Origin of the sequence: [Ruminococcus] torques ATCC 27756 (genome assembly GCF_000153925.1) — a bacterium.
In the GTDB taxonomy this organism is placed as follows: domain Bacteria; phylum Bacillota; class Clostridia; order Lachnospirales; family Lachnospiraceae; genus Mediterraneibacter; species Mediterraneibacter torques.
In genome coordinates, this window is the sequence record NZ_DS264357.1 from 1 (window position 1) to 4,408 (window position 4,408).

Genomic DNA, 4,408 nt, shown 5'->3' on the forward strand with positions numbered 1-4,408 from the left:
TTTCGTACCGGCTTTCAGATTGACAGTACCGCCTTCTGCGATTGTTCCTTTATATTTGTAGTAAACTTTTCCGGCATACACATCACCGTCAGCCTGTGCGTCATACCATGCAGTGTCCCCACCTTCATTATATATATCCCACTTCTCAAATGCATAGCCTCCGATTGCTTCTACCGAATCAGGAATTTCAATATCACTTAACTCTACACATCCGGCAAACGCTTTGTATTCAAGTTCCGTTACTGTATCAGGAATCGAAACCGTCGTAAGTTTTTGGTTACAAGCAAACGCACTGTCTCCGATTTTTGCAATTCCGTCTCCCCATGTAATTTCCGTCAGGTTACACCATGAAAATGCACTTTTCGCTACATATGCCAGTTTATTTCCAATCGTCACATGTTCAAGAGAAGTGCAATATGTAAATGCTCCCTCTCCGATACTTTCCACAGAATCAGGAATTTCAATCTGTTTCAGACTGCTGCAGCCTTCAAAGGCGTTGTTATCAATTACCTCAAGCTTCTTCCCTAGCGTTAACTTGCTCAAAGACCGACAATAATAAAACGCTCCCTTCTCTATTTGTGTAACACTGTCGGGAATATGTATTTCTTCTAACTTTTGACAGTGTTCAAATGTTTCTTCTTTGATTTTTTTTCAGTTGACTGCCTTGTGCGAAAGTTACTTTCTTCAAATTCGTACATGATGCAAACGCTCCGTACTGCAGATTCGTAACTTGTGCCGGAATCGTAACTCCTACTACCGTCTCATTCTCTGTAAATGATTCAGCTCCAAGAGTTTTTACGACTTTATTGTCAATCTTATCCGGTATTGTTACATTACTTTCCGTTCCTGTATATTTCAAAATCTCTACTGTATTATCAGCTAAATTTGTGTATACGACTCCGTTTTTTGTTTTAGCTGATTCGATTTCCCATTGCATATCTTTCTCTAGTGCTGCAACAGCAAAGTGATACGTTTTGTCCCTGTTCCAGCGAAAGAACAACACGGCTTCCGTCTGCTTCTTCAGGATAATATTTTTTTATCTCATTCCATGCGTCATCATATACTAAAACTCCGCCTTTTCCGTTAAAAGAAACAGAATAATCTCCGGATTTACTTGGTACAAAATCATATGTGTCTGATCCGCCTTTTACAGCAGTATATTTTGTTCCTGTCACCGCAGTTTTTGTTTTTGTTTTTTCAATCGTCCATGTAACTGTTGCTGCATCCATCTCGTACAAATGTATCCAATATACAGATCCGGCTCTCATAACTACTGAATAGTCAACTTTGCCTTCTAAAGTTCCGATACCGTTTATCTCGAATATCCTCTCTTTAACTTCCAGTTTCACATTTTCATTAGAGCGGAAATGATAACTTGCCGTTTCTTCCGGTATAAACTCATAAAAACCGCCTTTTCTCATATCATGAGTATACGTCTCGCCTACTTTGACCTGTACTTTTCCACCAGAACCACCCGGATCAATCGGAGTATATTCAGACTGTTTAATACACCAATATCTTCCATACGGCGCTAAATAATACGCATTCCCGGCAAGCATTTCTTCGGAATAAATCTGATTCCACTCTTCGTCATAAAAACCGCCTTCTACACTATATATCCTGTCGTTTTCGGAACGAACTTATAGTAAACGCCATCTGTCTCATTAATATACACTTTGTCACACTCTACTTCTTTTTCGATTCCTTTCAGAATTCCCCATTTTCCTGAAGCGTTTTCCCAACTGTATCTTCCGAGTGTAATCTCATAAACATTCTCTTTTTTTAATTTATAAAAAGACGATGAAGATAAAATTTCATTTCCTGTCTGTGTGTCTCTTATCTTAACTGACATCCCCTTTACAGAACGCACATAATAAACCCCGGATTCATCCACTGTCAATCTATAGTACGCCTCAGGCTTCTCCTCATTTAACTCTATATCAAATTCTCCGGGGGTAATATCTTTGACTTTTCCGGCTTTCCATTTTATAATTTTTTGAGATTCTGATGAATAATCTGATAATTCCAAATAATATGTTCCTGCTTTACGAAGTTCAACTCGTGAATTGATAATCTCCACATCTTGTGTTCCGTCTTCGGTTTCTTCCGTAATGCTCGCATACGTACTCCAATAATTATCACCTGTTGCCGTAATATAATATTGCCCGTCTTCTTCAACATTCAACTGATAACGAACAGATGTCTGATCTTCCTGCAGCATAATCGAACCGGATTCTTCCGTGCCGTCTTTCTTGAGAGTAATACTTCCTATCACATCTTCTTGTGACGTTGTATTCAGGCATTGCATCTGTGCTTTCTGCGCTCATCCCCGGCAATTTCTGTATATCTCCGGCCGCACCTTCTTCAACTTCCTCTCCCGTAGTTACGTCTTGCTGTGCATCATTTACAGTTTCATCCTGCATCTGCACATCACTCACTGTCTCCTCTTGCTTTGCACCACTTACCGCTTCATCCTGCGTCTGTTCTGCCTCTGCATTTACAGAAACCGGAACTGCTAACACCATCGACAGGCACATCAGAAAAGCTGTAAGTCCTGCGATCACTTTTCTCTCAAATTTTGTGATCATACGCGTCTCTCCTTTCATTTATTTTCTATAATTTAGGTGTTTGCGAAACGCCACAAGCCGCATAAATACGGCATTTTAACTTTTATAAAACAAAACATCTCCTCAACGGATTGTGGTAAAATAGAGTTGCCTAGAAACTATAAACCAACCACCCGAAAGGAGATGTACCTATATGATACCCATATAAGCAGCTCACTTTGGCAGAAGTTTTTGAAGATTGCCAAAATAAATTCGATAATGACAAATATCAGTTTCTTTCTCTACTTGACCAAACCATTAATCTTGATGAAATTGTTCCTGTTTCTTTTGTTACTCATTTTCACGCTTCTACAGGAAGACCTCGTAAGCATCCACTTTATCCTATGATTAAGGCTCTCCTTATTCAGCGCATTTTCTCAATCCCGACAGATACTCTTCTGATTATATTTTTAAAATATTCTCAGGAACTACGGGATTTCTGTGGCTTCCGTGTTGTTCCTGATGCCTCAAAATTTACCCGCTTTAAACAGGACTTTCTTATGGACTTACAATCGATGTTCGATCACTTAGTTGATATCACTGAACCGATCTGCCAACGTATTGATTCTAACCTTGCTTCCATGAGTATCTTTGATACTTCTGGAATTGAGGCATGGGTAACAGAAAATAATCCGAAATACGCAAACCGTATCATAAAACAGTTAAAGGCCTTTGCAAAGGCTCACAACTTTGATAAAAACTTTGATCCTTACAAAGCTGCTTACGGCTCAATGCCTGCACACGCTACTGCTAACCCAGCTATCCAACAGATGTACATCAACGGACATTTCTGCTATGCCTATAAGTTTGGTATTGTCACTAATGGTCTTGGTATTGTTCGCGATATTACCTTCTACAATAAAGATTTCCTAAATGCTCATCCTAATATCATTGTTGAAAAGAAATCCGATTCACCAGATGAAGATAAATCACTTGCGGACTCTAAGGCACTGCTCCCTGTTTTGATTGATTTCTTTCAGAAGCATCCTTTGATCAACCCTAAAACTTTTCTAGGCGATGCCGCTTTTGATACCATTGAAATCTACAAAGCCCTTTTGGATGATCTTGGCTTTGAAAAAGCATTTATTCCACTCCGGACAAAACTATCAATGGAAGAAAATGGCTACACCTTCAACGAAAATGGTGTTCCTTGCTGTCCGCATGATTCCACACTTCCTATGAAACGGGAAGGGAGTAAATCTCATCTGAGAAGCAAACTTCCCAGCATGAAGTTTGTATGCCCTAAAATGAAATGGGAATACAACCGTGAAACCAAAACGAAACGCCGTGTCTGCCGCTGTGAGAACCCCTGTACCACATCTTCCTGTGGAAGAATGATTTACATTTACCCCGAAAAGAATCTGCGTGCCTATCCCGGTGTGGAACGTGGTTCCGTAGAATGGGATGAGACCTATAAAATCCGTGTAAACGTTGAAAAATCAATCAACCATTTTAAAGACAGTTTCTGTATTGCCGGTCGTAAAACCCAAAATGAGAAAACACTACATGCAGATTTGTTGCTTGCAGGAATTTCTCAGTTAATAACTGTCATGGTTGCTGATAAAATTCACCAGCATCAATACATACGAAGTTTAAAACCACTCATAGCATAGGACTTACCAACTTCATAAGCCCATGAGGTTTATTTGTTGTGCCAAGAAATGAACGATTTTCACTTCCTATCCCAAGAATCCTGCATGACAGGAGCCTTCGCCTGTTTTCAGTCAGGATTGCGGACTTGTTTCGCAATTTACCTAATTTTCTATAATAAAACATCCACCCGCCTAGGCGGGTGATGTTCA

At 39.7% G+C, this 4,408-nt stretch carries 5 protein-coding genes and 1 pseudogene; 1 reads left to right on the forward strand and 5 read right to left on the reverse strand.

Going from position 1 to position 4,408, the window contains the following annotated elements; translation table 11 throughout:
- From RUMTOR_RS13485 to RUMTOR_RS13300, 5 genes are all read right to left on the reverse strand, one after another.
- Positions 1-543 (reverse strand): leucine-rich repeat domain-containing protein (locus RUMTOR_RS13485; RefSeq protein ID WP_004846647.1); only part of this gene is annotated, 543 nt, incomplete at its 3' end.
- Between the two features lie 82 nt (positions 544-625).
- The gene (locus RUMTOR_RS13490; RefSeq protein ID WP_004846649.1) at positions 626-937 is read right to left on the reverse strand and encodes a leucine-rich repeat protein; all 312 of its coding nucleotides are present in this window, start codon (positions 935-937) and stop codon (positions 626-628) included.
- Positions 912-1,559: a hypothetical protein gene (locus RUMTOR_RS13495; RefSeq protein WP_004846652.1), complete on the reverse strand. Its 648-nt coding sequence runs from the start codon at positions 1,557-1,559 to the stop codon at positions 912-914. The genes RUMTOR_RS13490 and RUMTOR_RS13495 overlap by 26 nt, the downstream gene beginning before the upstream one ends.
- Positions 1,560-1,606: 47 nt before the next feature.
- Positions 1,607-2,275: a hypothetical protein gene (locus RUMTOR_RS13295; protein WP_207634933.1), complete on the reverse strand. Its 669-nt coding sequence runs from the start codon at positions 2,273-2,275 to the stop codon at positions 1,607-1,609.
- Positions 2,175-2,588, reverse strand: coding sequence for a hypothetical protein (locus tag RUMTOR_RS13300; protein ID WP_207634934.1), 414 nt, complete (start codon positions 2,586-2,588; stop codon positions 2,175-2,177). Before RUMTOR_RS13300 ends, RUMTOR_RS13295 begins: the two co-directional genes overlap by 101 nt.
- A 197-nt stretch (positions 2,589-2,785) precedes the next feature.
- Between RUMTOR_RS13300 and RUMTOR_RS07480 the strand changes: the two are divergent.
- Positions 2,786-4,148 (forward strand): annotated as a pseudogene (locus tag RUMTOR_RS07480) (transposase).
- Positions 4,149-4,408 lie beyond the last annotated feature (260 nt).

Bases quoted from the DNA above. Each gene is read 5' to 3' on its own strand.
- RUMTOR_RS13490 (WP_004846649.1), bottom strand. From the start codon at position 937: ATGCAATGGGAAATCGAATCAGCTAAAACAAAAAACGGAGTCGTATAC.
- RUMTOR_RS13495 (WP_004846652.1), bottom strand. From the start codon at position 1,559: ATGCTTGCCGGGAATGCGTATTATTTAGCGCCGTATGGAAGATATTGG.
- RUMTOR_RS13300 (WP_207634934.1), bottom strand. From the start codon at position 2,588: ATGATCACAAAATTTGAGAGAAAAGTGATCGCAGGACTTACAGCTTTT.